Source organism: Parasediminibacterium schistidii (assembly GCF_046546515.1).
Lineage (GTDB): Bacteria > Bacteroidota > Bacteroidia > Chitinophagales > Chitinophagaceae > Parasediminibacterium.
In genome coordinates, this window is the sequence record NZ_JBKHKJ010000005.1 from 135,955 (window position 1) to 162,739 (window position 26,785).

Sequence of the window (26,785 nt, forward strand, 5' to 3'; positions counted from 1 at the left end):
CTAATTAATAAGGGTGCATAAAACTTTTTCGCTAGGGCTGCGTTTTTTGATTTCTCCAAAAACAGAGGCTATTTAAAAAAAACTTATCTTTGTGCCATGAATGCACCTGATACAAAGCATTTACAAAGCTAGTTTTCAGGCAGCAGTATCGTAGTTCTTTTTTTACTAATATTAAAATAGTAGTTTTTTAAAATTAGGGTATTATAATCCCTTATCAATAAATGATCACTTTATTATCATAAAACTATTATTCTACTATCAGTTTGGTATTATTTTGGTATTATTCAATGATAGTAAAATATCATAAAATGATACTTATTTTTTCTACTAAAAATCGGCTAATAATATTGATAATCAATGGTTTACAAAGAATGTTTGGATTTTAAAAAAAAAATCTGAAACCGCAAAAAGGCTCAAAATTAGCAAAACTAAAACTATTTTAATAAAAAGCCAGATAAAATAGATATTATAAAAAATGAACAAGGGTATTCGTTTTGCCCTACCATTACCCCATTTCAATACCAATTTTCCGCATCAATATAGATGCGTTTAAACTCGTGCAAACACCTGCTTTCAATTTGTAGTCAAAATATAGTTCTTCGCCGTCAACTTGTGCATCAAAGTGGTAGTTGGCAATATTTTGGGGGTAGTTGCTTTCCTCTGCCGCCAAGGCTACATCGTGGGTGGCAAGGATGGCCACGGTGTTCTGGGCTATAAATTGCTTTATCAATGCCTTTGAGCCTGTGTGCCTGTCAAGCGAGTTGGTGCCACGCAGTATTTCATCCAGCAATATCAATACTTTTTCCTTTTGGTTTACTGCTTCTATAATGCTCCTAAGTTTTTTGAGCTCGGCATAAAAAGTAGAAGTGCTTTCTGCCAAGTTATCTGCAATCCTCATGCTGCTCAGCAGCCTTGCGTTAGCAACGGTAAATGCCTCGGCACAAACGGGGCTGCCTATCAATGCCAGCACCATGTTGCAGCCAATGCTCCTAAGGAAAGTGCTTTTGCCAGCCATGTTGGAGCCTGTAATCAATGATATTTTGCCAGTGCCATGGGTGCTGAAGGAATTGGCAACGCTTTTGTCAGGGTTGATTAACGGATGCCCTGCATTGGTAGCTTCAAGGGTAAAATAATTGTCTGCAATATTGGGGAAACACCAGTTTGGGTGGTTGAAAGATAATATGGACAATGAGTTAATCACTTCCATTTCTGCAATTGCCTCGAACCAATGGGTGATAAAATGTTTGTTGTCCCGTTTCCATGCATTCAGTGCCCTAGCTTGCCATACATCCCACAAGAAAACGGTGTTTAGCACCAAGAACAAATAAGTATTTAAGCGTAGGTCAAAACGTTGCAAAATGCTTTTTAATGCGCCTATTTCCACAGATGCCTTGGTATTGTTGTGGATGAGTTGCTGCTGCAATGCTTTTAAAGTAGCCGTGCTGAATGGCGCATCTTCTATCAAGGTAACCAATGCTGCCAATACACTTGTTTCTGCCACTATCTTAGAGAGCTGCTCATAAGGCTTCATTACTTTTTTGCTTTGCCAAAAGGCAAAAACAAGGCAGCATGCCAGCAGAAGCGACAATTGGTAAGTTGCAAATAAGCCTAATATGTTTAACAGTATGGCACCCAAGGTAAAAGTAGCATACATAGGCAAAACAAATTTCCAGTAGTTTTCTTGGAAAAGGGCTTGGGTGTCTTGCAGCCAGTCTTTTATTTTTTGTTGGGTGGCAATGGTAACAGCCTCTTGTTGCCCAATGGCTTGCAATTGTTGCCGCCACTGTACATTGCTAGCCAATTCTTTAATGGCTTCATGCCTTGCGGCAATGGCTTTATTGCCCAATGCACTTAATAAATTAGCTGCAAGCAATGCTTTACCCTGCTGGGTACTGCAACGGTTGACGTATTGGTACAAAGATGCTGGGCCAAACAAATCTAAATCGTTAGCATAGCCATGCAAGGCAGGGGAGAAGCTTATCCCGTTTTCACGGTGCAGGTATTGGTGCTGCATTATTTTCAGTTCCTCTTTGTTAACCTGCACCAATATTTCTGTGTGTGCTATTGCCTTGCTGTTCTTTGCATCTTTTGCTACCAGAATGAGGAACAATGCAATACCAAGCAAAATAATAATACACCCTGTGGCAAATGAAAACGGAAAAGCAAGGTAAGCTAGCCCAACAGTAATGGCAACACAAAGGAAACGCCCCCATGCAAGCCTAGTTTTTGTATTGTTTAAACCAGCCAGTTTTTTAAAGTGGGTTTCTAGTTGTTGCTCATACACTTGTGCCGCCGCCATATCCTTCATGCGTACAAACGTATAAAAAAGATGCCAAACACGACATAGGGACCGGAATGGAGGTAGTAACTTTGCATTCCTATAGGCACTAATTTTTTTATTCGTGTTTATTCGTGCATTCGTGGCAAATTCCCTTGAAGGGTTATTGTGGTACGGAAATATTTAATAGTTGGCACAAAATCTTTTGCCTCTTTTTTCTTCGTGCCCCTTCGTGCTTTAGTGCCTTTGTGGCAAACAAAGCAAATTATTATGCCCCAAACAGTTTATGTTCCGTATTTTTGCGGCTTGCTATGGGGCTGTACTGGTTTCGACAGCAAAGTTCTTTGTAGGTATAAGCATGCAGTGCGTTGGATAATTAGCACTTAAATCTGAATATTCAAACATTAATTGGCAATACTCAGTATGCCATGGCTGCCTAGTCAGAGACTAGTCACTCATTAGGGCCGTTGGGCAGGTTGGCTTGTTACCATGCCCTCCCGCCGACTCAAATTAAATACAAGCTGCTGTTGCGGTAGGCTGTGCCTGCAACAAAAGACTATCCAGCTAAGGTGCAGATTGGTTTGCCTTTTCCCTGCCTGTACCCTACAACCAATATATAGGATAAGCATGTAGAAGGCTTATGGCGGATTTGTTTGGACAGGGGTTCGACTCCCCTCAGCTCCACCTAAGGGGATTCTTGCCAGAGAATCCCCTTTTTTTTGTCCTATCATGTTTATTTATCTTTCAACAATTCAAATAGATTATTGATGAACCTGCAATATAATTTATGACAATAAAGGCAGCGCAACTGAACCCTAAAAAAAGCAATCACAATCTCCGACTAAGGTACATGTTATCTCCAGTGCTTTTGAACAAAGCGAAGCTGAATGGCTAATAAAGGAAGGGCTATATAAAAATATGGACGAATACATTAAGGGTACGACCAAGACATTATACGACAAGCCTATGTATATGTAGTGAAAGCCAATAACACACACTTATCCACATTCCTCAAAGAAATAAAAAAATATTTTTGAAGAATAGTAATTGTTTCAAAATATCCCCCTACATTTGCACTCCCAAATCGAAATGGGCTAAAGTCTATGTCACAAAGAATTAGAATAAAATTACAATCTTACGATCACAACTTAGTAGATAAGTCTGCTGAGAAAATCGTTAAAACCGTACGCAGTACGGGTGCTGTAGTAACTGGTCCTATTCCTTTGCCTACACACAAGCGTATTTTCACTGTGCTTCGTTCGCCACACGTAAACAAGAAAAGCCGTGAGCAGTTCCAGTTAGCTACCCACAAGCGCTTGTTAGACATTTACACTTCGTCTTCAAGGACAGTAGATGCTTTAAGTAAATTGGATTTGCCTTCTGGCGTAGAAGTAGAAATTAAAGCATAACTCTCCCTTTAATAGTAAAGGAAAGAAAATTGAAATAAAACTCATCTCTCAATTTGGGTAACACCAAAAAAAAGAGCGCTGATTAAAAAAATTCTTCAACACTAATAAGTTGAAGGTAACATATAAACAGGCCCTTCGAGGTTTGTTTACTCCCGGTACTTCCCCTCCGCTTTTCAATAAGCAGGAAACAAAGGAAAAGGTCGGTAGCAAACAAGGGATTGAATCCAGGTTTCATCACCGGGATGTCCTTAACACCTTAGCGGGGCAAAACCGCAAAAAAGATGAAAGGTATTATTGGAAAGAAAATTGGAATGACCAGCATTTTTGCTGCTGATGGCAAGCACACTGCTTGCACCATCATTGAAGCCGAGCCAAATACAGTAACGCAAGTTAAAACTGTAGAAATAGATGGCTACACGGCATTGCAACTAGCCATAGTTGACAAAAAAGAAAAACACACTACAAAGGCAGAGCTTAACCACTTCGCAAAAGCACAAACTGCACCAAAACGCTTTGTAAAAGAATTCCGCAATTATTCAATCGAAAAAAATATTGGTGAAACTGTATCCTTGGATATATTTTCAGAAGGTGACGCTGTTGAAGTTGTTGGCACTACAAAAGGCAAGGGTTTTCAAGGTGTTGTAAAGCGCCATGGTTTCTCTGGTGTTGGTGAAGCTACTCACGGTCAACATGACCGTTCAAGAGCCCCAGGTTCTTTGGGTGGTTCTTCTTATCCTTCCCGTGTATTTAAAGGATTAAGGATGGCTGGCCGTATGGGTGGCGACAGGGTGAAAATGAAAGGCTTGAAAGTCGTGAAAATTTTCCCTGAAAAAAACTACATCCTTATTAGTGGTTCTATACCAGGCCACAACGGTTCAATCGTTTTAATTCAGAAGTAATCAATTTTAATTTTTAAGAGCAATGCAAGTTGACGTTTTAAATATACAAGGGCAAAAAACAGGCAAGACTGTTGAACTACCAGAAAGTATTTTTGGTATAGAGCCTAACGACCACGTAGTTTATTTGGCTGTAAAGCAATACCTAGCCGCTAGGCGTGCAGGTACGCACAAAGTAAAAACCCGTGCTGAAGTACAAGGTGCAAGCCGCAAGCTGCACAAACAAAAAGGTACTGGTGGATCTAGGAAAGGTAATATCCGTAACCCTTTGTACAAGGGTGGTGGTACCATATTTGGCCCAAAACCACACAAGTACAACTTAAAGTTGAACCGCAAGGTGAAAGATTTGGCTAAAATATCTGCACTTACTTATAAAGCAAAAGATGCTGCAATAATAGTTGTTGAAGATATTACTTTCGATGCCCCAAAAACCAAGCAAGCCTTGGCCATTTTGAAAGCATTGAATGTTGACAACAAAAAAACAATCATTGTTTTGCCAGAGTACAACGATGAGTTGTACCTAAGCACCCGCAACGTTCCTAATGTAACCACGACTGTTTTGGCAGATGTGAATACTTACGAAATTATGAACGCAGACATATTGGTATTTACAGAAAATGCTGTGAATATTTTTACAGAGGAAGAAGAATTGGTAGAAGCTTAATTTAAAAATGTTTCAAATAATTTACGATGAAACTTACAGATGTTTTGGTAAAGCCCTTATTGACTGAAAAAGCAAACAAGCAACAAGAAAAATTGCGTTGTTATGCTTTTAAAGTAGATAGGAAGGCCAACAAGTTAGAAATAAAAACAGCAGTTGAAACTTTTTACGGTGTTAGTGTTTTAACTGTAAATACAGCAGTAGCCCCAGGGAAAAACAAATCCCGCCAAACGAAAGCTGGTTTGATACAAGGTGTAAAGCCTTCTTACAAAAAAGCATTTGTAACAGTGGCAGAGGGTGAAACAATTGATTTGTACGCAAATATTTAATAGGGTAGCCGGAGCCGATAAATCCGAATAAATTTAAAAAAATGGCATTAAAGAAATACAAACCAATGACCGCGGGTACCCGTTGGAGAATTGGGAATGCTTACGCTGAAATTACTACCAATAAACCAGAAAAAAGTTTGTTGGAGCCTGTAAAAAAATCAGGTGGACGTAATGCTCAAGGGCGTCGTTCAATGAGGTATATTGGTGGTGGGCACAAAAAGCAATACCGTATCATTGATTTCAAACGCAACAAGTTTAATCTTGAAGCAACAGTTCTTTCAATAGAATACGATCCGAACAGGACAGCGTTTATTGCCTTGGTGCAATATGCTGATAACGAAAAAAGGTATATCATAGCCCCTCAAGGCCTTCAAGTAGGTGCAAAAGTAATTTCTGGCGATGCAGTATCCCCTGAAATTGGTAATGCCCTTCAAATGAAGAACATGCCTTTGGGTACAATGATTCACAACATTGAATTGCAGCCAGGTCAAGGTGGCAAAATGGTACGCAGTGCTGGTACTTCTGCTCAATTAGCGAATAAAGAAGAAAAATATGCTGTAATCAAGATGCCTAGCGGTGAATTGAGGAAGCTATTGATTAACTGTTATGCAACAATTGGTGTAGTATCTAATAGCGACCATAGCCTTGAACAAGCTGGTAAAGCAGGTGTTAACCGTTGGAAAGGCCGTACGCCAAGGACAAGGGGTGTAGCGATGAACCCAGTAGATCACCCGATGGGTGGTGGCGAGGGTAGGGCTTCTGGTGGTCATCCACGTAGCCGTACTGGTAAATATGCTAAGGGTGAAAAAACCAGGACGAAGGGTAAAGGAAGCGATAAGCTGATTATCCAACGCAGGGATGGCAAAAAATTAAGCAAGTAATTTTTAATTGTTAAAATATCTCGCCTCAAAACGGGAGAATAAACAAAAAACACACAAATATGGGTCGTTCGATTAAAAAAGGTCCTTACGTTGATGCTAACCTTGAAGTAAAAGTGTTGAACATCAATGATGGAAAAAGCAAAAAAGGTGTTATTAAAACTTGGAGTCGTAGAAGTACAATTACTCCAGATTTTGTAGGCCACACTTTCGCAGTACACAATGGCAACAAATTTATCCCAGTTTATGTAACTGAGTTTATGGTAGGCCACAAATTAGGCGAGTTTGCGCCGACTAGGAATTTCAGGGGCCACTCTGGTGCTAAAAAATAAAGTTTAAACAAACAGGTTTGCCTGTTTAAAAAATAGAAACTGGTTAAAATGGAAGCAATAGCTAAATTAAATAATTACCCAACAGGGCCACGCAAAATGCGTTTGATTGCAGACGTGGTTCGGGGTATGGAAGTAGAAAAAGCATTGGCTATTTTAGAATTCCACCCTCAACACAATGCTACCCCTTTGGCTAAATTGCTGAAAAGCGCAATTAACAACTGGGAGCAAAAAAATGAAGGTGCTGGAGCAGCTGATAGCAATTTGGTTGTAAAAACGATTTTCGTAGATGGTGGCCGTGTTATAAAACGCATGAGGCCTGCACCACAAGGCAGGGGCTACAAAATACGCAAGCGTAGTAACCATGTAACAATAATTGTAGATTCAAAAAATTAATTGAAACCATAATATGGGGCAGAAAGCAAATCCGATTGGCAATAGGTTAGGTATCATCCGTGGATGGGAGAGCAACTGGTATGCCAGCAAGAATGATTACGCTGGTAAGTTAATCGAAGACGATAAAATACGTACATACCTCACTGCACGTATTAGCAAGGGTGGCATAGCCAGAATTGTGATAGAGCGTACTTTAGGTAAACTAATCGTAACCATACACACTAGCAAGCCTGGTATCATTATCGGCAAAGGCGGTGGAGAGGTTGACCGTATTAAAGAAGAATTGAAAAAATTGACGAAAAAGGATGATGTGCAAATCAATATCCTTGAAATCCGTCGCCCTGAACTAGACGCTACTATTGTTGGCGATACTATTGCAAGGCAAATTGAAAATAGGATCAACTTTAAACGGGCTATCAAAATGGCAATTGCTTCTACGCTCCGCATGGGTGCAGAAGGGATTAAAGTAAGGGTTAGCGGGCGTTTGGGTGGTGCAGAAATAGCACGTTCCGAAGAAATTAAACAAGGCCGTACACCATTGCATACTTTCCGTATGGATATTGACTACGCTAGCGTTTTTGCTCAAACTGTTTATGGTAAAATTGGTATTAAAGTTTGGATTTGCAAAGGTGAAGTACTTGGCAAACGCGAATTGAACCCGAACACTATAGCAGGTGCAAAAAATGAAATGAGTGGTGGCGATAGGAGAGGTGGAGATGACCGCAGAGGCGGAGATGATAGAAGAGGTGGTGGCGACAGGAGGAGTTTTGACCGGCCAGCGGGTGGTGGAGACAGAAGAGGCCCAGGCGGTAATGCAGGTGGCGGACAAAGGAGGAACTAATTCACTAATGAATATATGGCTGCAAGCACAGCCAAGCAATTAGTAAATTATCACATTATCAAATTTTTAGTAAAATGTTACAGCCGAAAAGAAGTAAGCATAGAAAACAGCAGAAAGGCCGCATTCGCGAAGTTGCAAAACGTGGTTCTTATATAGCTTTTGGGTCTTATGCTTTGAAAGCACTAGAACCAATTTGGTTAACCAACCGCCAGATAGAAGCCGCCCGTCAGTCAATGACACGTGCCATGAAACGGGAAGGGAATGTTTGGATTAGGATTTTCCCAGATAAAATCATTACCAACAAGCCTGCAGAGGTGAGGATGGGTAAAGGTAAGGGTAACCCTGAATACTGGGCAGCAGTAGTAGAACCAGGCCGCATCATTTTCGAGTGTGATGGCGTAAGCGAAGAAACAGCTAAAGAAGCGATGTTGCTTGCTTCTCAAAAACTCCCAATTGCAACAAAATTTGTAATACGGAGGGATTTACAAGGGTAGTAAACAATTGTTGGTATTTCCCTAACATTATCAAGAGAAATAAAATGGTAAAGAAAGTAGAATTTAATAAAGAAGTTAGAAGCCTGAGCGATGGTGATTTAAGTGCCCGCATCCAGGAAGATACATTACGTTTAAAGAAATTGGAATTTGCACACGCAATATCCCCAATTGAAAACCCAGTAAGTATCCGTGGCTTGAGGAGAGACGTTGCCCGTTTGAAAACGGAATTACAAAAAAGAGCTTTGGCTTAATAAACCTGCAATAATGGAAACAGTACTTGAAAGAAATTTACGGAAAACAAGGGTTGGTATCGTAACTAGTAATAAAATGTTTAAGACTATTACAGTTGCTGTTGAAAGAAAGGTGAAACACCCTATTTACGGTAAGTTCGTAAAAAAGACTACCAAATTCCACGCTCATGACGAAAAAGATGAGTGTACAATTGGTGACGTTGTAAAAATTATGGAAACACGCCCTCTTAGCAAAACAAAACGCTGGAGGCTGGTTGAAGTAATTGAAAAAGCAAAATAATTTTTTTTATTCTCAACTGTATTGACATATAGTTGCTAAGAATGTAAATTGAAACAGTAACCGATGCTTTGCAAAAGGTTAAAAGCTTAAGAAAATGATTCAGCAAGAAAGTAGATTGAACGTTGCAGATAATAGCGGTGCTAAGGAAGTACTTTGTATAAAGGTACTTGGCAACAGCGGGCAGGATTATGCAAAAATTGGTGATAAAATTGTTGTTACTGTAAAAGATGCAATACCGGCAGGTGGCATTAAAAAAGGTACAGTTTCAAAAGCAGTTATTGTTCGTACAAAAAACAAATTGCGCAGGAAAGACGGTTCTTATATCCGTTTTGACGACAACGCTGTTGTATTGTTAAACAATGCCGATGATCCCCGTGGTACTCGTATTTTTGGGCCAGTTGCTAGGGAGCTTCGTGACAAAGGGTATATGAAAATCATTTCTTTGGCACCGGAAGTTCTTTAAACAAGCTAGGCTGCTAAGAAGAAGTAGTAAATAAGTTAATCAGCTAGTGGCTTAAAGCTAGTAGCTAAATGCTAAATAAAATGAGTACAAGATTTAAACCTAAGTTCAATATCAAGAAAGGCGACACCATAGTTGTGATTGCTGGCGATGATAAAGATTTAAAAAAGCCTAGGACTGTCCTTGAGGTTGATGTTGAAAAAGGCAAAGTAACTGTGGAAGGCGTGGCATTGGCTACTAAGCACATTAAGCCTACAGCTCAAAACACCAAAGGGGGCATTGAAAAGCACGAAGCAGCCATCAGCATTTCAAATGTGATGTTGTGGGATGCAAAAACAAAAACGCCTACTAAAGTAAAGCGTGACAGGACAGAAGGTAAATTAGTTCGTATAGCTAAAAAATCAGGGGAGGTAATCAGATAATGGATACAGTAAAATATACTCCGAGGTTAGCAGATAAATATTCTAAGGAAGTTATACCTGCTTTAATGAAAAAGTTTGCTTACAAAAGTGTAATGCAAGCTCCTAAATTAGAAAAGATTTGTATTAACCGTGGCGTTAACGGTGCGGTTACTGACAAGAAATTAGTTGATATTGCTGTTGATGAATTAAGCACTATCACTGGTCAAAAATCAGTTGCAACTTATTCTAAGAAAGATATATCCAATTTCAAACTCCGTAAGGGTATGCCAATTGGTGCAAGGGTAACCTTGCGTGGCGTAAAAATGTTTGAATTTTTAGACCGCTTGGTTTCTGTAGCATTACCACGTGTGCGTGATTTCAAAGGCGTTAGCGATAAGGCATTTGATGGCCGTGGAAACTATACGCTGGGTGTTACTGAACAAATAATTTTCCCAGAAATAGATATTGACAAGGTAAACAAGATAACTGGTTTGGATATTACTTTTGTAACTACTGCAACTTCTAACGAAGAAGCTTATGAGTTGCTAAAAGAACTAGGGATGCCGTTTAAAAACATTAAAAAAGATAATAACTAAATAACATGGCAAAAGAATCAATTAAAGCCAGACAAAGAAAGCGTGAAAAGATGGTGGTAAAATTTGCAAAGAAACGTGCAGATTTAAAAGCTGCCGGAGATTATGCAGGTTTGGACTTATTACCAAAAAATGCTTCACCTGTACGATTGAAAAATCGTTGCCAATTAACTGGTAGGCCTAAAGGTTATATGCGTTATTTTGGAATATCCCGTGTTATCTTCCGCGATATGGCATTGAACGGAAAAATTCCTGGCGTAAAAAAAGCAAGCTGGTAAATCCTTCTTTCGAGGGAATAACCAATAATAAATTTTAAAGAACTGATTAATTCATAAAAGTATGGTAACTGATCCTATTGCAGATTTTTTAACAAGGATTCGTAACGCTCAAATGGCTGGACACAGGATTGTGGAAATACCTGCTTCTAATTTAAAGAAGCGTATGACTGAAATTTTGTACGATCAAGGGTATATTTTGAAATACAAATTCGAAGAGGATACAAAGCAAGGCTTGATAAAGATAGCTTTGAAATACGATCCTAATACCAAACAGCCTGCTATCCGCTCTTTGGAGAGGGTGAGCCGCCCAGGTTTGCGCCAATATGCGAAGCCTACTGAAATAAAAAGGGTTATCAATGGTTTGGGTGTTGCTATCATTAGTACCTCTAAAGGTATCTTGACAGATAAGCAAGCAAAAGCTCAAAACGTAGGTGGCGAAGTGCTTTGCTATATCAGCTAATTGTTTATAATTTCCCTGATCATCTAAGCCCTTTTACCGGGGCTGAAAACAGGTTAACATTTCATAATTTCTAAAAGACACTATTATGTCTCGTATCGGTAAAAAACCAGTTGTTATACCAGCAGGTGTAACAATTAAAATTGGCAGCGACAATGTAGTTGCTGTTAAAGGTCCTAAAGGCGAATTAAAACAAGCTGTGGACAGGGATATTAAATTGGAAATAGTAGAGAATGAATTAATCATTTCTCGTCCAACAGATCAAATCCGCCACCGTGCCATGCACGGCTTGTACAGGGCTTTGATAAATAACTTGGTTACTGGTGTAACTGAAGGGTATAAAAGAAACTTGGAACTAGTAGGGGTAGGTTATAAAGCTGCTCATGTTGGCAACACTTTAGATTTAGCTCTAGGTTATTCTCACAATATTATTTTTGAGATTCCTAGTGAATTGAAACTAAATACACTTACTGAAAAAGGTAAAAACCCATTGATTAGCTTAGAAGGAATTGATAAGCAATTGATTGGGCAAGTAGCTGCTAAATTACGGAGCTTGCGTAAACCTGAACCATACAAGGGCAAGGGTGTTAAATATGCTGGTGAAGTGCTTAGGAGAAAAGCTGGTAAAGCCGCAGGTAAATAATTGTAAATTATCGCCCGGCAGAATCGGGTGGTTTAAATAGAAAAACATGAAAAGTAAATTAGTTCAAAGGCAAAAGATAAGGTTTCGTATTCGTAAAAGAATTGCAGGCACTGCAACAAAACCACGTCTTTCTGTTTTCAGGAGCAATGCTGAAATATATGCACAATTAATTGATGATGAAAATGCAGTTACTTTGGCTGCTTCATCTTCAAGGGAAAAAGATATTGTTGCCCAAAAAGTACCAAAGATTGAAAAATCTAAATTTGTTGGTGCAGCAATAGCTTTGAAAGCAAAAGAATTGGGTATCGTTACCTGTGTTTTCGACAGGGGCGGCAACCTTTACCACGGCCGTATCAAAGCAGTAGCTGATGGTGCAAGAGAAGGCGGGTTACAATTTTAATTCCTATTACAAAAAATAATATTTAGATAGATGTCTAAACCAATTGATACTAAAATAAAAGCAGGCGGCGATGTAGAGTTGAAAGACAAGGTAGTTGCCATAAACCGCGTTGTTAAAACAACCAAAGGTGGCCGTACTTTCAGCTTTTCAGCACTAGTAGTTGTAGGCAATGAAGCAGGTGTTGTAGGACAAGGCTTGGGTAAAGCAAAAGAAGTACAAGAAGCTATCATTAAAGGCATTGAAGATGCAAAAAAGAACTTGGTAAAAGTTCCTATTTCTCATGGTACAATACCACACGAGCAATTAGCTAAAGCAGGTGCAGCCAAGGTTTTAATAAAACCAGCCGCTCATGGTGCCGGTGTTATTGCAGGTGGCAGTATGCGTGCTGTATTGGAAAGTGCTGGTATCACAGACGTTTTGGCTAAGAACTTAGGTTCTGCTAATCCACACAATGTGGTAAAAGCTACAATAAAAGCCTTATCATTGCTCCGTGAACCTATCGAAATTTCTAAAACTCGTAACTTAAAGTTGAGCAGGGTATTTAATGGTTAATTATATTAGCTGCCTTACAACAGTTGATAGTACAAATTTAATTTTATGATAGTTAAGATAACACAAGTAAAAAGCGGTATTGACAGGTCTTTGCGCCAAAAGAAAACGTTGGTTGCTTTAGGATTGAGAAAAATGCACGCTGTAAAAGAAGTGGAAGGCACTCCTCAAATTTTGGGAATGATTAAGAAAGTTAGTCATTTGGTTAAAGTGGAAGAGTTAGCTTAATATTTCTATATCTTTTTAAATTCCAAATGCTTTCCTTTTAGGAATGTAATTTGGAATTTTTTTTAAAACAATGCGAGGGGTGATACCCCGTAAGTAAAAAATCAACAAACATGAAATTACACAATTTAAAACCCGCAGAAGGTTCTACACACAAAGAAAAAAGGTTAGGCCGCGGTGAAGCAAGTGGTAAAGGTGGTACTTCTACCAAAGGTAATAAAGGTAGCCAACAAAGGGCTGGTTATCAACGTAAAAATGCACATGAAGGTGGCCAGATGCCTATTCAGCGCAGGATACCTAAGCGTGGTTTCAAAAATATCAACAGGGTAGAATACACTGTGTTCAATTTGGGTCAAATTGAAAAATTGCAAGAGAAATATGCATTCCCTGAATTTTCTATAGAAAATTTATATGCAAACGGTTTGATTTCTAAAACTGACAAGGTAAAAATACTTGGCACAGGTGAATTAAAAACTAAATTAGCATTTAAAGTAAATGCTTTAAGCGCCAAAGCCAAAGAATTAATTGAGTCTTTGGGGGGTAGTGTTGAAATAGTAAAATAATTTTGCTTACTTTGCCCAACGCATCACAAAAAGATGCGTTTTTTTTGGTTTTAGGCTTTTAAATTAATTCAAGTTAACTCAAGTGAAAAAATTCATTGACACCTTAAAGAATATCTGGGCTATTGAAGAGCTGCGGACTAAAATAATAGTTACACTTGCCTTTGTATTGACTTATAGACTCGGTACTCAAATTACATTGCCAGGTATCAATCCAAATTTATTAGAGGCTGCCAAAGCTGGCAGTTCTAAAAATGGGTTGCTAGGCTTGTTCGATACCTTTGCTGGTGGGGCATTTTCACAAGCATCTATACTTGCATTGGGCATTATGCCATACATATCGGCTTCTATCTTTATGCAGTTGATGACGATATTAATCCCTCAATTGCAGAAAGTACAAAAAGAAGGAGAAAGTGGGCGTAAAAAAATTAATCAATGGACTCGTTACCTTACTATAGTGGTAACCATGTTCCAAGCTGGTGCTTATGTGGCTTACTTAAAAAGCCCTGGCTATGCCGAAGCATTGATACCTGCTTACCAGCCTTTCTTTGCTTTTTCTACCATTGTTACGTTAACAGCAGGTACCTTGTTTGTAATGTGGCTAGGCGAAAAAATACAAGACAAAGGCTTGGGCAATGGTACTTCCATTATTATCATGGTGGGTATCTTGGCTCGTTTGCCACAATCACTCATCCAAGAATTTACAGCTAAGTTTGAAAAATCTGGTGGTGGGTTGTTGATATTCCTTATTGAGTTAATATTCTTGATATTAATTATTGTTGGGTTGATAATCTTGGTGCAAGGCGTTCGCAAAATACCTGTAAACTACGCCAAGCAAATAATTGGCAACAGGCAGTTTGGTGGGGCAAGGCAATTTTTGCCTGTAAAGGTTAATAGTGCTGGTGTTATGCCAATTATTTTTGCACAAGCTATAATGTTCCTACCTACATTGGTTTCATTTACCAATTTAGATTCTGCAAAAGGGTTTGTAAGGATATTTAGCGACCATAGCAATGCTTGGTACATGGTTATTTATTCAGTAATGGTAGTTGGGTTTACCTTCTTATACACGGCATTGATATTTAACCCTAAGCAAATAGCAGAGGACTTAAAACGCAACAATGGTTTTGTACCGGGTGTAAAGCCTGGCCAGCCTACTGCAGATTATATTGGTGCTATCATGGATAAAATTACCTTGCCGGGTGCTATTTTCTTGGCTGTGGTAGGTATTATGCCAGGGTTTGCCCAAAGGTTAGGTGTTACACAGTCGTTCAGCACTTTTTTTGGTGGTACAAGTTTGTTGATTATGGTGGGTGTTGTGTTAGACACATTGCAACAAATTGAAACCTACTTGCTAATGCGCCAGTACGATGGTTTAATGACCAGCGGCCGAGTACAAGGCAGGCAAACAGTTAGTACCACTACGTCTATTTAAAAATTACTTCAAATTTATTTTAATAAATGAAACCTGTTGGTATAGCTAACAGGTTTTGTTTTTTAATACTATGCTAGGCAAGGTTTAACCTATAAAATATTGAATAAGATGAGCCACACGAAAAACTTGGTTTACTATAAGACAGACCACGAGATTGGGTTGATGAGAGAAGCTGCTACCTTGGTAAGCAAGACTTTGACAGAAGTAGCAAAAGTGCTGAAACCGGGCATGACCACTATGGAAATTGACACGCTTTGTGCCACATTTGTAAAAGACAACAAGGCTACGCTTTCTTTTTATAAATACAGGGGCTACCCACACAATATTTGTGCAAGCGTAAATGACGTAGTAGTACATGGCTTTCCTAACAGCAAGCCATTGAAGGAAGGTGATGTAGTAAGTATAGATTTAGGTGTTATTTTGAACGGTTGGCATGGCGACCATGCCTATACGTTTGTGATAGGGGAGGTAAGCGATGCGGTTAGTCAATTGATCAGGGTAACCAAGGAAAGTTTGTACAAAGGGATAGAAAAGGCAATTGTAAACAACCGGATAGGCGATATTGCTTATGCCATACAAGAACACACCGAGGGCAAGCACCGATATGGCGTGGTGAGGGAACTGGTTGGGCATGGCTTGGGGAAACACCTGCACGAAGACCCAAATATGCCCAATTTTGGCAAGCGGGGCAATGGCATGAAACTGAAAGAAAATTTAGTGCTTGCCATTGAGCCAATGATAAACATGGGGAAGAAGGAAGTATATACCGATAATGATGGCTGGACAGTAAGGACAAGGGATGGCAAACCGTCTGTTCATTTTGAGCATGACGTGTGCGTTAAGAAGGGCAAGGCTTTGATATTGTCTGAATATAGCATTATAGAAGCTGCTGAGCTTGCCAACCCTAACCTTACCGCCTCCCCCGCAATAGCTTTTTAGGATTTGAATGGGTGCATAAAAGTTTTTGCAGTATTCAAAACCTTTAAAGAGTTTTGAATATTTTGAAGTTTAGCCGCTTTATCACCTAGGTAAAAAACATTTATACACCCGTAAGAACACCATATAAATTTATTGTGGCATGACTCCTGGACTAAAAGTGTCCCTAAAATTTGAATAGCTTATATATGTGTATAGGTATGCAGTAACTTACCCCTTTAAATTAGGGGTATTGCATATATATCAATGGTTGTTTCAGATTGTTTTAGTATGTTTATTTCTTTTAGAAAATACTTATGCTAAACTTTTTTTATAGTATTTCTTTTAAACGCATAGTAAAGGGCTTTTTCCTGCTTATTCTTTTTTTTCACTATATAAACAGTTCTTCTGCCCAATGCACACCGCCAAACCTTGATTTTAGTTTCAAGCAGGATAACTGCAACCCGCTCCTTATTCAGTTTACCAACATTTCTTATCCCTTCGCCGCCAATTCTTATTCATGGGATTTTGGCGATGGAACTTTTAGTACAATTGATAACCCTAGCAAGCTCTATACTTCCTATAGCAATTACACCATCACATTACGCAATACCAATGGCTGTATCACATCTATAAAAAAAACAATACCTGTACAGATTAATACGGAAAATCTGATTATTAATATTAATAAGAAGGACACAACCATTTGCATAAATGACAGCGTATTATTAAAGGCTGTTTCTTTGACTAATTATTGCTGGACACCTTCCGCGGGGTTGTCAAATACAACTACTGGCAATGTGATTGCAAAACCACTTGTTACCACTACTTATTATTTGAATTCGCAGATAATAGATACCAATTTAATTAAGAATGCTGATTTTGAAATGGGTCATACATTGTTTCACTCTGATTATTCTTACAGCGATACTGCTAATGGCGGTTTTCCCGAAGGAGCTTATACTGTAAACACAAGTGCATATGTAAATAATTGGCATCTCTTCATCTCTAATTGTTCAGACCATACCACTGGCAAAGGGAAACAGATGATTGTAAATGGCGCGCGCTTTCCAAAAACTGTTGTTTGGAGGCAGGATAGCCTTCCTGTTTTGCCTTATACCAATTATGTTTTTTCGTTGTGGGTTCAGTCTTTATATAAAGATGTACCAGCCCGGTTGCAATTTTCTATTAATGGTAAAACGGTAGGCGACACTTTCCATGCAAGCCTAGACACTTGCATTTGGCAGCAGTTTTTTACTACTTGGAACTCGGGAGATAGTACAATGGCATCTATTTCTATCATCAACCAAAATACAGATACTACGGGCAATGACTTTGCCCTTGACGACCTTTCTTTCCACTCAGTTATTTTAAAGCGAGATTCTGTAACAATCACTGTGGTTGCCCCTCCAACGCCTTCTGCCACAAAGAATCCATCGCTATGCGTAGGATATACGCTGCAACTAATTGCTGCACCTGCATTGTCGTACAATTGGAGTACAGGTACAACGAATGATACCGCCATTGTTAGCCCAGCTACAAGCATTGATTATACTGTGCAACGCTTTAGTATGCCTGGATGCTTTTCTACCGATACTTTTAGGGTAACAGTGAACAAGAACCCTGTTGTGAAAATTACCAATACGATTACAAAGTTTTGCGAAGCAGATAGTTTTCAGCTAAACGCTACTGGTACAAATACCTACAACTGGAATGCTAATAGTTATTTATCCGATACCACCATTGCTAACCCTATTGCAAAGCCATTGCAGGATACCGTTTTTATAGTAAAAGGCTTTGATGGTCATTGTTTTGCATTAGACACATTCAAAGTAACCATAAATCCGCTTCCCACACTTTCAGTTACAAAAAATTCAAGCCTTTGCATAGGTGATAGCATCCAATTGTTAGCCACTAGCAATGCAGATAACTATAGTTGGTCTCCGTTTTTAACTTTGTCTGCATCAAATATCTTCAATCCTTTTGCAAAACCAACCGATAGCACTACTTATGTTGTAACTGTTACGGATAGCAAGTGCAGTAGAAAGGATTCTGTAACTATTTTGGTTAATATCCCACCTGTTGCTTCTGCTACAACGAATACGTCGGTTTGTTCAGGTAAGCCTGTACAATTAATAGCTGCAACCGCAAATAGTTATAGTTGGATTACGGGTATCACCACAAAAGCGGATACTGTTTCCCCTTTAGTTAATACCACTTATACCGTGAAGCGGTATAGTGATAAAGGCTGTTTTTCTACCGATACTTTCCGTGTGGCAACCGTGAGCAACCCTCCTGTGAAGATACTAAACAAACCTGGTGCTATTTGCAAAGCAGATAGCTTTAAACTGCAGGCTACAGGTGCATCAACCTATAAGTGGAATGCCACAAGCTATTTGTCCGACACCACAATAGCCACCCCTATTGCAAAGCCATTGGCAGACACTTCTTTTATAGTAACTGGCTTTGATGGCTATGGTTGCTTTGCTTCCGACACGGTGAATCTGGTGGTAAATAATCCTCCCAGCCTGGTGCTTACCAAAGACACAGGGGTTTGTATTAAAGATAGTATCCAATTATCAGGTATAACTACTCCAAGTACAAATACTTATAGTTGGCAAGCGGATTTATCTTTATCGTCGCTTACTATTTCCAACCCTTTTGCAATGCCTACTGATAACAGAACCTATTACCTCACCGTAACCGATATTAACAACGGCTGTACAACAAAAGATTCCGTAAAGGTAAACGCTTGGCCATTGCCTACCGTAATGGCAAGGTCAGACACTAGTATTTGCTTGCAAACTACGCTTGTTTTAAACACAATTTCCAGCAATGCCAGCCGTTTTGTATGGCAGCCATCAATAGGCCTTTCCGCTGACACTGCCCAAAGCCCAATAGATACTGCCTTGTCTGTGTCGAAGGTTAAATACACGGTTACAGCATATACCAACAAAGGGTGTAAGGCTACGGATAATGTGTCTATAACGGGTCTTAGCCTGCCTAATATCACTATACCGAAAGATACTTTGATGGTTTGCGTAGGCAAGCCAATTAAGTTGCAAGCAAATGTAAACAATTCGAAAGGCTTTATTTGGTCCCCTTCCAAAGGGTTAAGCGACTCTAGTGCTTTAAACCCCGATGCTTCTCCAGCGGTATCTACCAACTACCATTTGCAAGTTACAGGCAGCAACAATTGCGTAGCTACAGATTCGGAATATGTAAAAGTGAAAGCTTTGCCTGTTTTTTCCATTACACCCAACACAGGCATTTGCAAAGACAGCCTTATTGTTATCACGGCATCTGGCGGCAATAAATACAAATGGCAATCCTTGGCCAATTACCCCGATTCTTCCAGCAATACCTTTAAGCCACTCGTTACAACTATTTATAAAGTAACCGCAACGGATACCATTTGCGCGGTTAGCAGCCCATTGTCGTCCACTGTTACAGTGTACAACCCACCCTCGCTTACCATTACAAAATCGAACGATATAGACTGCATTGTAACCAGTGCAAAGCTAAATGCAAGCGGGGCAGACCATTATATTTGGGCACCTGCAGATTCGCTGCTGAATAAAAACGCCACCACGGCAAGCCCAATAGCCATACCGAGCCAAACAACTAGATACACGGTAAAAGGATACTCGAGCCAAGGCTGCGAGACTGATAGTTTTGTTGTGGTAAATGTAACAAAAAATGGTGCAGACGGAAGTTATTTGGTGCCTTCGGCTTTTACCCCTGCTGGTAATACGGTAAACAATTGCTTTGGCATAAGCAGGTGGGGGAGTACTTGGAGCAATATTACCAACATACAGATGAATATATACAACCGCTTTGGGCAGAAATTATATTCCACCAACAACATAAACGATTGCTGGGACGGCAGGGTAAATGGCGTGCTGCAAGCCTCTGGGGCTTTTATATATGAAATAAAAGCAGTTACGTTTTGTGGCGTGCTTTATAAGAAAAGCACTTTTGTTTTGATAAGATAAGTAACTTTTTTTGCCACAAAGTCACAAAGGCTCAAAGAAGCACTAAGTAACGCTTTTAAAATAACTTTCCCCATTTCCGAATAAGGACATGTTCATTTTATCAGCCTATTTGCACTGTTCTTTGTGTTTTTCTTTGCCCCCTTTAGGGGGTTGGGGGCAAGTGAAACGTTTTAACTTAAATAGGGTTCTCTTTGTGTTTCTTTGTGCAAAATCTTTGTGTTCTTTGTGGTTAAATATTCCTTTTAAAATTAACCTAAATGGGGAAAGTTATTTCGGAAACGTTACTAAGAAAAGAATAAAGAATTAGCCGTAAAAATAGGGTGTATTTTAAATCTTTGCTTTTTTATTGTTTACTACTTGAAAGATGTAAAAATAGGTGATGTTGCTAGACCCACCCCCTACCTCCTCCAAGGAGCTACTGTGCGTACACAATTCCCCTCTCGAGGGGTGGCCGTAGGCCGGGGTGGTTTCTATGCAGTATAAGCGGCCATTTTAATTGAAGCGAAGGGTTTAACCGCAAAGATTCGCAGCGTTATTTACGCAAAGAAGGCGCAAAGGGGGACAAAAAAAGGTAAAACGCTTCGCTCAAAGGACGCAAAGCATAGGCAAAGCCGCTACATTAGACACAAAAGACATTTATTAAAGGCACTTTATTACACTAAAAAAAGATGTGTCCTCACAGTAGCTCCTCAGAGAGGGGGTTAGGGGGTAGCTAATGTAAAACAATATAATTAGCAAAGTTTTGAAATGAACCCTAAAAACAAGAATAGCGGCAGCTTTTTCAAACTACCTCTATTCTTATATTTTATAAACTTAAAGCAAAGAAAAATGTTTTTTACCTTACTTATTTTCTTAGTGCTACTTTGAGCCTTCGTGCCTTTGTGGCAATTTTACTACTATTCAGCAACTGCAACCGCAGTTGGCTCTGTAATAGAAACAATTGTTTTGTCTTCTCTTGTTTTCCTGAAATGTACCAAGCCATCAGTCAAAGCAAACAATGTAAAGTCTTTGCCCAAACCTACATTCTTGCCAGGGTGGTACTGTGTACCCCTTTGGCGGATAAGGATATTGCCAGAAATAGCGGGCTGGCCGCCAAATATTTTTACGCCCAAGCGTTTACTGTTCGAGTCCCGGCCGTTCTTTACCGAACCTTCACCTTTTTTGTGTGCCATCTTATAAAGATTTGAATTTATTAAATTAATGTTGCTGCCATCCAATTTTAAAACAACGCTTTAAATTAAGCGATGCTTTCAATTTTGATACGGGTATAATGAGTACGGTGGCCATGTTTCTTGCGGAAACCTTTCCTACGCTTCATTTTAAAAGCTATCACCTTGTCACCTTGTACAAGGTCTTTAATTATTTCAGCAGTTACTATTGTTTTTATGTCGCTTCCAACGGTAAGTACACCATTGTTGTCAACCAACAAAACTTCGCTAAATTCAACCTTATCGCCAGTGTTACCCTCTAAATGAGGAACGTACAAGCTATCTCCTGCTTCTACTTTAAACTGCTGCCCTGCTATTTTTACTATTGCTAACATAACTATCCCAAATTTGGTCGGCAAAAGTAAGGATATATTGCTAATTTGAACAAAGATTTTTTAAAATTTTTTCAGGTTGTGGAAAACTATCATTTCAAGCCCTTCAACAATAGTTTGGTTAATTCTTTTACCCCTTCGCCAGCCCCTTTTTCTATAGTGGTAAGGTTGCTTAAAGACGATGTATAAGGTATCTTTTTGTCAATAATATATTTGGGTATGGAAGTAGGTGCAAAGTCTACCAGCCCAGCCGCCGGGTACACCTGCAAGGAAGTGCCAATAACGGCAAAAATATCTGCGCTGCTGGCAATGTCGGCTGCTACTTCTATCATGGGCACAGCTTCTTCAAACCAAACGATAAAAGGACGTAGCTGGCTGCCATCGGGTGCCAAGTCGGCCACGTTTATATCTCCCGTGATGGGGTAAGCCTTGCTTACATTTTTCACGCTGCGCATTTTAAAAATCTCCCCATGCAGGTGGGTTACTTGCGTGCTGCCCGCACGCTCGTGCAGGTCGTCAATATTTTGGGTAATGATATGCACGTCAAAATGCTTTTCCAACTCTGCCAAGCCTATATGGGCAGTATTGGGCTGTGCATTTGCCACATCTTTTCTCCTGTCATTATAAAATTTTAATACCAATTCAGGGTTTTTGGCAAAGCCCCGGGGGGTGGCTACTTCATAAACATCATAACCTTCCCAAAGCCCATCGCTGTCCCTGAATGTTTTTAAACCGCTTTCGGCGCTAATGCCTGCGCCTGTTAATACCACCAGCTTTTTCATGGGGCTAAATTATGGAAAAGTGGGGAGTCGTAAGTCGTAAGTCAAGAGGAATTAAGGTAAGATAGGCTATATTTACACAAGGCAATAGGCAAAGTATATAAAATAGCCCTGAAAGCTAGCGTATATACACATCTTTTTAGCTCTTTTAGTTTAACCAAAATTGATAGCTGCAAAGGGAATTTATCATAAAATCTTTTGCATTTTGTAAAGCTTTGGCTCCCCCTCGCCTTCGGAGAGGGGGTTGGGGGGTGAGGTTTACATGCTAGAGGGCAGCATTCGCTTAAATGAGATTTGTGTATACACGCTAGTTGCGAGGGCGGCATAGAGCAGCGAGGGGTATAGCCCTTCGTAAAATGCGGTAGGCATGGCATATTGGTAGTAATCCAAATTCTGTTTTTCGATTTGGTAACTTTCCAGAACTTGCCAAATCTTTGGGAGATTTTAAAAAGTGTGCAACTTTTTAAAGTTGCACACCGTACGCACTACATAAAATATGCCTTTATTAGCCAGTAAGAGCCAAAAAACCAAAAAACTAAGAAAAAAAAGGTTGAAAAATATTGATAGCATAATTTTTCTTCTTTTTTTACTTCCCTTAAAACTTTGTGCCTCTTTGTGTTTTCGTGCCTTTGTGGCAGATTAACCAATTTGTACCTTTGTGGTAATTTTTATATAAATTTAAACAGCAAGTCTTTGTCCCTGCGCACTTTAGGAAGGTTGGATAGCCAATCGCTTTCATCGCGGTAGCCTAATGGCATGATTACGGTAGCAGTCAAGCCTTGTGCTGACAGGCCCAATATTTCATCGTATTGTGCTGGCAGAAAACCTTCCATTGGCGTTGCATCTACTTTTGCTTCTGCAGCTGCTGCAAGGCCAGTGCCTAGTGCAATATAGGCCTGTTTGGCATTCCAGATGGCTTGTTGTTCTTTACTCAAATGGCTTACCGACCCTGATATATAGGCTTTGTACTCGGCAAGGCTTTCTAAAGGTACCCCTCTTTTTGCAGCAATGTCTGCAATAAAAGTATCAATGCTTTCTTGTGTTACCTCTTTCCACGCACAAAATACCAGCAAATGCGAGCTTGCTGCAATTTGTGGTTGGCCATAGGAAGCCGCAACTAATTTTTCTTTTGTTGCCTGATCCTCAATTACCAATATGGTATAAGGCTGTAGACCAAAACTGGACGCAGCAAGTTGTATGGCATCCAAAATGCTATCCACTTTTTCTTGCGGCACTTTTGTGCCATTCATTTTTTTGGTGGCATACCGCCAATGTAAATCGCTTATTAAGCTCATGGGTTTTAATTTTTTGTTTAATATTTTAATTTGACAAGCCAAAAATAAAACAATAATGTATGTACAAACATCGAATTGCGGAAAAGAGGGGAAACAATGTTGAGCGGCATTGCGCTATTTCTTAATTTATGTTAATTACGTTTTGTAAGTTGCCTTCCGCAAGTCGAGCGAAAAGTTTAGGGATAAGTGCTGAAAGTGTTTCCCGCCTATTGTTAGGTGCACAAAGCACAAATATGGTCAAGGGAAGCCATTCTAAGTTTTGTTGATAGGGGAGGTTTTGGTCAACGGTAATAAAAAGTTCAAAATTATCGGCTATCATAAGTTTCAGCAAGGTCCCATTTTTTTGCCCTAGCCAACCTTTGTCACGAACTGTCCAAACTTCATGCGTAATCCCAAAATCATTTTTAAGTTTTCTGGGTAAACTTTCATCAAGCAAAATTTTCATGCAGTGCCTTTTCAGTTGTCAATGTATGTTTTGCCATTTCTAAAACCGCTATTGCAGCTTCTTTGGAAACGGAGGGGAAGTCGTCCAAAAATTCTAGCAGGCCGTCGCCACCTTCAATATAGTCAAAAAGATTTTGTACTGGAACCCTGGTTCCTGCAAAAACCGCAGTCCCACTCATTATTTCCGGGTCAATGCTTACTTGTCCGTATAACATATTTTATAATTTAAATCTTATTAAAAGTACAAAAAATTGCAACGCTGGCAATTGTATTTTCAGTCTTTTCACCTCCCCCCAAGTTCAATAATCTCGCAGTTTTTAATAATGCTGCCATCTATGGCTATGCGGATCAATGTGCGCACGGCGTGCCAGCCGTGCTTGCCGGCGGCACCTGGGTTTATATGCAGGCAGCCAAAGGCTTCGTCGTACATTACTTTTAATATATGCGAATGGCCGCTAAGAAACAGCTTGGGTCGGTATTGCTTCATCAAAGCCTTGCTTGCTGCATTGTATTTGGGTGGATAGCCACCAATATGTGTCATTAAAACAGGCACATCTTCACACAAAAAAGAGTTGTAAAGGGGGAATGCTTCCCTGATGCCCGCCTCGTCAATATTGCCATAAACGCCTTTTAAGGGCTTGAATGCTTGAAGCTTTTCGGCAACTTCGGCATCTCCAAAATCGCCGATATGCCAAATTTCATCGCACTGGGCAAAATGGGTGAAAACCGCCTCGTCCAAAAAACTATGTGTATCCGATAGTATGCCAATTTTTGTCATTAGAGAACTAAATGGGGGGTAGTAATTTCAAATCTTAGTGCAAATTAAGAGGATATATTGCCAAAAAGGCACTAAGGCTCAAAGTAGCAACAAGAAGGAAGAAAAGATTATAGCTATCCTTTTGGGTATATTTCAAAATTTCATTTTTGTTATTCTCTATTTGGCACAAGCATCCTATATGGGGGAAATTTTGGATGCTCATGGGGGCATATTTCCCCCATATAGGATTTTTATTTTTGGCTTTATACATAACCATGCCAACTTTACAGTAAAACAGGAACTAGCCATCTTAGCTTTAACTCCTGCACCAGTTGTTAGCTGACTGGGGAAAATGATAATCCACCATCTAAATCTTCTCAGTTTATTATCAATAAATTATTATTACATTATCATAAAACTATCATTCCATTATCAATACACTATCATAAAATTCACTTAAATTATCATAAAAAATGAGGTTAAAAAAATAAAAAATAGCTGAATATCAATGAGTTGTAGGCAAAAATGGGAAATAGCAAAAAAAAATAAAACACCGAAAAACAGGAAATAAATAAAAAAGGGCAATAAAAAGCGAAGATTTGAAACGCGCCCATCGTATTCCATCCTCCCTTTAAAACTTAGTGCCTTCGAGCCTTTGTGGCTATCCCGATGAAAAAATAAATGCGGCTTTCCATATTACCACTAACTTTAATTTTTAAATGCCAACGATATGCAACACCTGAAAATTTATTCAAGGCAAGATGTGCTTGCCCATACCAACCCACGCCGCTTTGAGACTAGGCTAGGGCAGCAAGTGCAGGTAATTAAAAACCCAAAGGACTTGGAGGAATCGCTGCAGCAAACCTCGGCCAGATACATATTGGTAGGTGTGCCAGAGTGGATTGGCATTAAGGCAAACCATGGTTATTGCAACGAAGCCAGTGCATGGCAACCTTTCTTGGAGTCTTTTTTGAGCAGCCAAAGCAACGATTTTTTAGGAGGGGAGGAAATACTGTTGCTTGGCCATTTTGATTTTAGTGAGGTAGATGATGTAATAGAACAATCTGCGCAAACCATTGATGAAAAAGTGGACGCTTACCGCCATGCGGTGAACATGATAGACGATGAAGTGGAGCAGCTAATACACATCATTACCCAAAACAGGAAATTGCCCATTGTGGTTGGTGGTGGGCAAAACAATGCTTACCCCTGTATAAAAGGCGCTGCAAAAGGCTGGTTCAAAAGCGGGGTGATACCCATTGCCCAGATAAATGCCATTAATGTGGATGCTTGCCCAGACTATGGCCCCATGGAGGGGCGGCACAGTGGCAATGCCTTTAGTTATGCGGAAGAAGACGGCTACCTAGAAAAATATTGCGTGGTAGGGCTGGAAGAAAACCAGATACAACAAAATGTATGGATAGACATGGTAAACAACCCGTTTATAGACTGCATTACGTATGAAGATATTTTCCTCCATGAAAAAAGGACTTTTGAAGAAGCCATTAACCATGCAACCGAGTTTACCATAGATACCCTTTGCGGCATAGAGCTAGACATGAACTGCATTGAAAATGGCACAACTATGCCTACGGGCATATCCGCAAAACAAGCCAGGCAATACCTGCATGTGGCTGCTTTGGACAGCCAGCCCGCATACCTGCACATCAGCGAATGCTCAAAAGAAAATACATCATCTGGCAAGCTGCTTAGTTTTTTGGTAACCGATTTTGTAAAAGCCTTGCAGCAAGGGTATTAATTGTTTGGGGGGTAGGGGCGTATTGCATACGCCCTCATTAAAGGGTTGATAAATATTGTAAGCGAATAAACCTAAGTAATGGGCGTATGCAATACGCCCCTACAAAAAAAATTTGGCAGTAATAAAATCACAGCCCATATTTGCACTGCAATGAAGCAAAAAAATACAAATATCAATTGGTGGTGGCATACAAACCTTGCAAGGGGCTTGTAGTGGCATTGCCAATACATTTTCATATTATTTGAAAAAAGCCTCGAC

At 39.6% G+C, this 26,785-nt stretch carries 33 protein-coding genes and 1 other RNA gene; 26 read left to right on the forward strand and 8 right to left on the reverse strand.

All coding sequences use genetic code 11. The features are described from left to right. Positions 1–505 precede the first annotated feature (505 nt). Entirely contained in the window at positions 506–2,308 is a 1,803-nt protein-coding gene (locus ACHFIY_RS04455; protein WP_410844863.1) for a MutS-related protein, read from the reverse strand. Between the two features lie 283 nt (positions 2,309–2,591). Between ACHFIY_RS04455 and ssrA the strand changes: the two genes are divergently transcribed. From ssrA to ACHFIY_RS04580, 25 genes are all read left to right on the forward strand, one after another. Next, positions 2,592–2,965: a transfer-messenger RNA gene (gene ssrA / locus ACHFIY_RS04460) on the forward strand. Between the two features lie 416 nt (positions 2,966–3,381). Beyond that, entirely contained in the window at positions 3,382–3,687 is a 306-nt protein-coding gene (rpsJ, locus tag ACHFIY_RS04465; RefSeq protein WP_026770720.1) for a 30S ribosomal protein S10, read from the forward strand. A gap of 281 nt (positions 3,688–3,968) precedes the next feature. Next, positions 3,969–4,586: a 50S ribosomal protein L3 gene (gene rplC, locus ACHFIY_RS04470; RefSeq protein ID WP_410844864.1), complete on the forward strand. Its 618-nt coding sequence runs from the start codon at positions 3,969–3,971 to the stop codon at positions 4,584–4,586. 22 nt (positions 4,587–4,608) lie between these two features. Continuing rightward, positions 4,609–5,247 (forward strand): 50S ribosomal protein L4, encoded by a 639-nt coding sequence (gene rplD / locus ACHFIY_RS04475; RefSeq protein ID WP_410844865.1) that lies wholly within the window; start codon positions 4,609–4,611, stop codon positions 5,245–5,247. Between the two features lie 26 nt (positions 5,248–5,273). Then, entirely contained in the window at positions 5,274–5,573 is a 300-nt protein-coding gene (gene rplW, locus ACHFIY_RS04480) for a 50S ribosomal protein L23 (protein WP_410844866.1), read from the forward strand. A 41-nt stretch (positions 5,574–5,614) separates the two neighbouring features. After that, positions 5,615–6,454 (forward strand): 50S ribosomal protein L2, encoded by an 840-nt coding sequence (gene rplB / locus ACHFIY_RS04485; RefSeq protein WP_410844867.1) that lies wholly within the window; start codon positions 5,615–5,617, stop codon positions 6,452–6,454. Between the two features lie 59 nt (positions 6,455–6,513). After that, complete coding sequence (gene rpsS / locus ACHFIY_RS04490; RefSeq protein WP_410844868.1) at positions 6,514–6,783, forward strand: 30S ribosomal protein S19; 270 nt, start codon at positions 6,514–6,516, stop codon at positions 6,781–6,783. 48 nt (positions 6,784–6,831) lie between these two features. Further along, positions 6,832–7,176, forward strand: a complete 345-nt coding sequence (gene rplV, locus ACHFIY_RS04495) for a 50S ribosomal protein L22 (RefSeq protein ID WP_410844869.1) — start codon at positions 6,832–6,834, stop codon at positions 7,174–7,176. Positions 7,177–7,189: 13 nt separating this feature from the next. Then, a complete protein-coding gene (gene rpsC / locus ACHFIY_RS04500) occupies positions 7,190–8,017 on the forward strand; it encodes a 30S ribosomal protein S3 (RefSeq protein WP_410844870.1) in 828 nt (275 codons plus the stop codon). Between the two features lie 74 nt (positions 8,018–8,091). Beyond that, complete coding sequence (gene rplP / locus ACHFIY_RS04505; protein ID WP_410844871.1) at positions 8,092–8,511, forward strand: 50S ribosomal protein L16; 420 nt, start codon at positions 8,092–8,094, stop codon at positions 8,509–8,511. Positions 8,512–8,555: 44 nt separating this feature from the next. Then, entirely contained in the window at positions 8,556–8,762 is a 207-nt protein-coding gene (gene rpmC / locus ACHFIY_RS04510; protein ID WP_410844872.1) for a 50S ribosomal protein L29, read from the forward strand. A gap of 13 nt (positions 8,763–8,775) precedes the next feature. After that, the gene (gene rpsQ / locus ACHFIY_RS04515) at positions 8,776–9,042 is read left to right on the forward strand and encodes a 30S ribosomal protein S17 (RefSeq protein ID WP_410844873.1); all 267 of its coding nucleotides are present in this window, start codon (positions 8,776–8,778) and stop codon (positions 9,040–9,042) included. 94 nt (positions 9,043–9,136) lie between these two features. After that, positions 9,137–9,505, forward strand: coding sequence for a 50S ribosomal protein L14 (rplN, locus tag ACHFIY_RS04520; protein ID WP_410844874.1), 369 nt, complete (start codon positions 9,137–9,139; stop codon positions 9,503–9,505). Between the two features lie 80 nt (positions 9,506–9,585). Continuing rightward, positions 9,586–9,924: a 50S ribosomal protein L24 gene (rplX, locus tag ACHFIY_RS04525; RefSeq protein WP_410844875.1), complete on the forward strand. Its 339-nt coding sequence runs from the start codon at positions 9,586–9,588 to the stop codon at positions 9,922–9,924. Continuing rightward, the gene (rplE, locus tag ACHFIY_RS04530) at positions 9,924–10,499 is read left to right on the forward strand and encodes a 50S ribosomal protein L5 (protein WP_410844876.1); all 576 of its coding nucleotides are present in this window, start codon (positions 9,924–9,926) and stop codon (positions 10,497–10,499) included. The genes rplX and rplE overlap by 1 nt, the downstream gene beginning before the upstream one ends. Positions 10,500–10,504: 5 nt before the next feature. Then, the gene (gene rpsN, locus ACHFIY_RS04535; protein WP_410844877.1) at positions 10,505–10,774 is read left to right on the forward strand and encodes a 30S ribosomal protein S14; all 270 of its coding nucleotides are present in this window, start codon (positions 10,505–10,507) and stop codon (positions 10,772–10,774) included. Between the two features lie 61 nt (positions 10,775–10,835). Continuing rightward, complete coding sequence (gene rpsH, locus ACHFIY_RS04540; protein WP_410844878.1) at positions 10,836–11,234, forward strand: 30S ribosomal protein S8; 399 nt, start codon at positions 10,836–10,838, stop codon at positions 11,232–11,234. An 85-nt stretch (positions 11,235–11,319) separates the two neighbouring features. Continuing rightward, positions 11,320–11,874: a 50S ribosomal protein L6 gene (gene rplF / locus ACHFIY_RS04545; protein WP_410844879.1), complete on the forward strand. Its 555-nt coding sequence runs from the start codon at positions 11,320–11,322 to the stop codon at positions 11,872–11,874. A gap of 46 nt (positions 11,875–11,920) precedes the next feature. Then, the gene (gene rplR / locus ACHFIY_RS04550; RefSeq protein WP_410844880.1) at positions 11,921–12,274 is read left to right on the forward strand and encodes a 50S ribosomal protein L18; all 354 of its coding nucleotides are present in this window, start codon (positions 11,921–11,923) and stop codon (positions 12,272–12,274) included. Positions 12,275–12,304: 30 nt separating this feature from the next. Beyond that, positions 12,305–12,826, forward strand: a complete 522-nt coding sequence (rpsE, locus tag ACHFIY_RS04555; RefSeq protein WP_410844881.1) for a 30S ribosomal protein S5 — start codon at positions 12,305–12,307, stop codon at positions 12,824–12,826. A gap of 45 nt (positions 12,827–12,871) precedes the next feature. Then, entirely contained in the window at positions 12,872–13,051 is a 180-nt protein-coding gene (gene rpmD, locus ACHFIY_RS04560) for a 50S ribosomal protein L30 (RefSeq protein WP_410844882.1), read from the forward strand. A gap of 110 nt (positions 13,052–13,161) precedes the next feature. Continuing rightward, positions 13,162–13,611, forward strand: coding sequence for a 50S ribosomal protein L15 (gene rplO, locus ACHFIY_RS04565; RefSeq protein ID WP_410844883.1), 450 nt, complete (start codon positions 13,162–13,164; stop codon positions 13,609–13,611). Positions 13,612–13,693: 82 nt separating this feature from the next. After that, on the forward strand, positions 13,694–15,043 hold the full coding sequence (gene secY, locus ACHFIY_RS04570; RefSeq protein WP_410844884.1) for a preprotein translocase subunit SecY: 1,350 nt from the start codon (positions 13,694–13,696) through the stop codon (positions 15,041–15,043). A 108-nt stretch (positions 15,044–15,151) separates the two neighbouring features. Then, positions 15,152–15,982 (forward strand): type I methionyl aminopeptidase, encoded by an 831-nt coding sequence (map, locus tag ACHFIY_RS04575; RefSeq protein WP_410844885.1) that lies wholly within the window; start codon positions 15,152–15,154, stop codon positions 15,980–15,982. A gap of 293 nt (positions 15,983–16,275) precedes the next feature. Next, positions 16,276–19,953, forward strand: coding sequence for a T9SS type B sorting domain-containing protein (locus ACHFIY_RS04580; protein WP_410844886.1), 3,678 nt, complete (start codon positions 16,276–16,278; stop codon positions 19,951–19,953). Between the two features lie 896 nt (positions 19,954–20,849). Here the strand turns inward: ACHFIY_RS04580 and rpmA are convergent. The 7 genes from rpmA to ACHFIY_RS04615 form a co-directional block, all read right to left on the reverse strand. Beyond that, entirely contained in the window at positions 20,850–21,125 is a 276-nt protein-coding gene (gene rpmA / locus ACHFIY_RS04585; protein ID WP_410844887.1) for a 50S ribosomal protein L27, read from the reverse strand. 65 nt (positions 21,126–21,190) lie between these two features. Continuing rightward, entirely contained in the window at positions 21,191–21,496 is a 306-nt protein-coding gene (rplU, locus tag ACHFIY_RS04590; RefSeq protein ID WP_410844888.1) for a 50S ribosomal protein L21, read from the reverse strand. Positions 21,497–21,585: 89 nt separating this feature from the next. Continuing rightward, the gene (locus tag ACHFIY_RS04595) at positions 21,586–22,275 is read right to left on the reverse strand and encodes an SIR2 family NAD-dependent protein deacylase (protein WP_410844889.1); all 690 of its coding nucleotides are present in this window, start codon (positions 22,273–22,275) and stop codon (positions 21,586–21,588) included. Between the two features lie 665 nt (positions 22,276–22,940). Then, entirely contained in the window at positions 22,941–23,567 is a 627-nt protein-coding gene (locus ACHFIY_RS04600) for a nitroreductase family protein (RefSeq protein ID WP_410844890.1), read from the reverse strand. Positions 23,568–23,688: 121 nt separating this feature from the next. Next, entirely contained in the window at positions 23,689–24,012 is a 324-nt protein-coding gene (locus ACHFIY_RS04605; protein WP_410844891.1) for a hypothetical protein, read from the reverse strand. Continuing rightward, positions 23,996–24,226 carry a DUF433 domain-containing protein gene (locus ACHFIY_RS04610; protein WP_410844892.1) on the reverse strand — a complete coding sequence of 77 codons (231 nt, stop codon included), beginning with the start codon at positions 24,224–24,226 and terminating at the stop codon, positions 23,996–23,998. Before ACHFIY_RS04610 ends, ACHFIY_RS04605 begins: the two co-directional genes overlap by 17 nt. A gap of 68 nt (positions 24,227–24,294) precedes the next feature. Next, positions 24,295–24,789, reverse strand: a complete 495-nt coding sequence (locus ACHFIY_RS04615) for a metallophosphoesterase family protein (protein WP_410844893.1) — start codon at positions 24,787–24,789, stop codon at positions 24,295–24,297. Positions 24,790–25,498: 709 nt separating this feature from the next. Between ACHFIY_RS04615 and ACHFIY_RS04620 the strand changes: the two genes are divergently transcribed. Further along, positions 25,499–26,527: an arginase family protein gene (locus tag ACHFIY_RS04620; protein ID WP_410844894.1), complete on the forward strand. Its 1,029-nt coding sequence runs from the start codon at positions 25,499–25,501 to the stop codon at positions 26,525–26,527. Positions 26,528–26,785 lie beyond the last annotated feature (258 nt).